The sequence below is a fragment of the Streptomyces sp. LS1784 genome (genome assembly GCF_020103755.1).
Taxonomy (GTDB): domain Bacteria; phylum Actinomycetota; class Actinomycetes; order Streptomycetales; family Streptomycetaceae; genus Kitasatospora.
In genome coordinates, this window is sequence record NZ_JAHSQD010001063.1 from 1 (window position 1) to 1291 (window position 1291).

Genomic DNA, 1291 nt, shown 5'->3' on the forward strand with positions numbered 1-1291 from the left:
CGGCTCGATGAACGTCCACTGCTCGTCGGTGAGTTGCCTACGTGTCACACGCAACGTCCTACCGGATCCCGCTTTCGAGCAAGCACGAAACCGCAATATTGATCACGACATCACACAGGCCCTAGCGTCGGAGGCGTCGGACGGAACGCCCGCCGGCCACCACCCCCCCGAGGAGCAGCACATGTCCGCCTACGCGCTGGCCCAGGTTCACTCGGTCGAGTTCGGCCCCGACATCGTCGAGTACCTGGAGCGCATCGACGCCACCCTCGACCCCTTCGGCGGCCGCTTCGTCGTCCACGGCGGCAAGCCGCAGACCGTGGAGGGCAGTTGGGCGGAGGCCGACCTCATCCTCATCGAGTTCCCGGACCACGAGCGGGCCCGCGCCTGGTGGGACTCGCCCGCCTACCGGGAGATCCTGCCGCTGCGCACCCGGCACATGGTCGCCGACATCGTCCTGGTCGAGGGGGTGCCGGCCGGCTACCGCGGCGCGGACGCGCTCAAGCACTGACTCCAGCCCCCACACCAGCGCCGACCGGCTACGCCCCCACGCGCTCGCGCCACCAGGCGACCGTCGCCCGCAGCTGCTCGTCCAGCGGCGTGGCCCGCACCGCGAACGCGCCCTCGTACGCGGAGCAGTCCACCACGAACGGCCGGTCGAACTGGTAGCGCACCTCCCGCAGTTCGCGCAGCAGCGGGGAGAACACCCCCGCCACGGCGAGGACGGCCGCAGGCAGACGGCGCACCGCGACCGGCCCGCTGCCGGCCTCGGCGGCCAGCCGGTCGACCATCGCGCGCACCGACAGGGGAGAAACGGTCGGCACGTGCCAGGCCCGGCCCCAGGCCCGCTCCTCGCCGGCGATCTCGGCCATCGCCTGGGCCACGTCCGGCAGGTAGGTCCAGCTGTGCGCGGTGTCCGGGTCGCCGAGCGTCGCGACCGGGCGGCCCTTCAGCAGATGGGGCACCGCCCGCGCGGCCAGGTGGCCGCCGTCGGTGACACCGGGGCCGAAGAAGTCCGAGGCCCGCACCTCCACCGCCCGGATCCGCCCGGCCTCGTGCAGCGCCCGCGCCTGCTCCCAGGCCGCCGCCCGCACCCGGCCCTTGGGGCCGGTCGCGGCGAGCGGCAGGTCCTCGGTCATCGCCCCCGCCACCGGCCCGTAGCCGTACAGGTTGCCGAGCATGACCAGCACCGCGCCGCTCTCCTCGGCCGCCGCGCACAGCGAGGCGGTCAGCGCAGGCCAGAGCCGGGCCCACTGCGGCAGCGGCGGCGCGGCGCAGCCGTGGATGGCGGCCG

At 74.3% G+C, this 1291-nt stretch carries 2 protein-coding genes; one reads left to right on the forward strand and one right to left on the reverse strand.

The window, feature by feature from the left end; all coding sequences use genetic code 11:
* Positions 1-181: 181 nt before the first annotated feature.
* Positions 182-508, forward strand: coding sequence for a DUF1330 domain-containing protein (locus KS423_RS45625; protein ID WP_224285533.1), 327 nt, complete (start codon positions 182-184; stop codon positions 506-508).
* 28 nt (positions 509-536) lie between these two features.
* On the opposite strand, the gene KS423_RS45630 is transcribed toward KS423_RS45625, so the two are convergent.
* Positions 537-1291, reverse strand: a 755-nt coding sequence (locus tag KS423_RS45630; protein ID WP_263455904.1) for an NAD-dependent epimerase/dehydratase family protein, incomplete at its 5' end; no start/stop codon positions are given.

Excerpts from the sequence above, each read along its gene's own strand:
- KS423_RS45625 (WP_224285533.1), top strand. The coding sequence starts at position 182 with ATGTCCGCCTACGCGCTGGCCCAGGTTCACTCGGTCGAGTTCGGCCCC.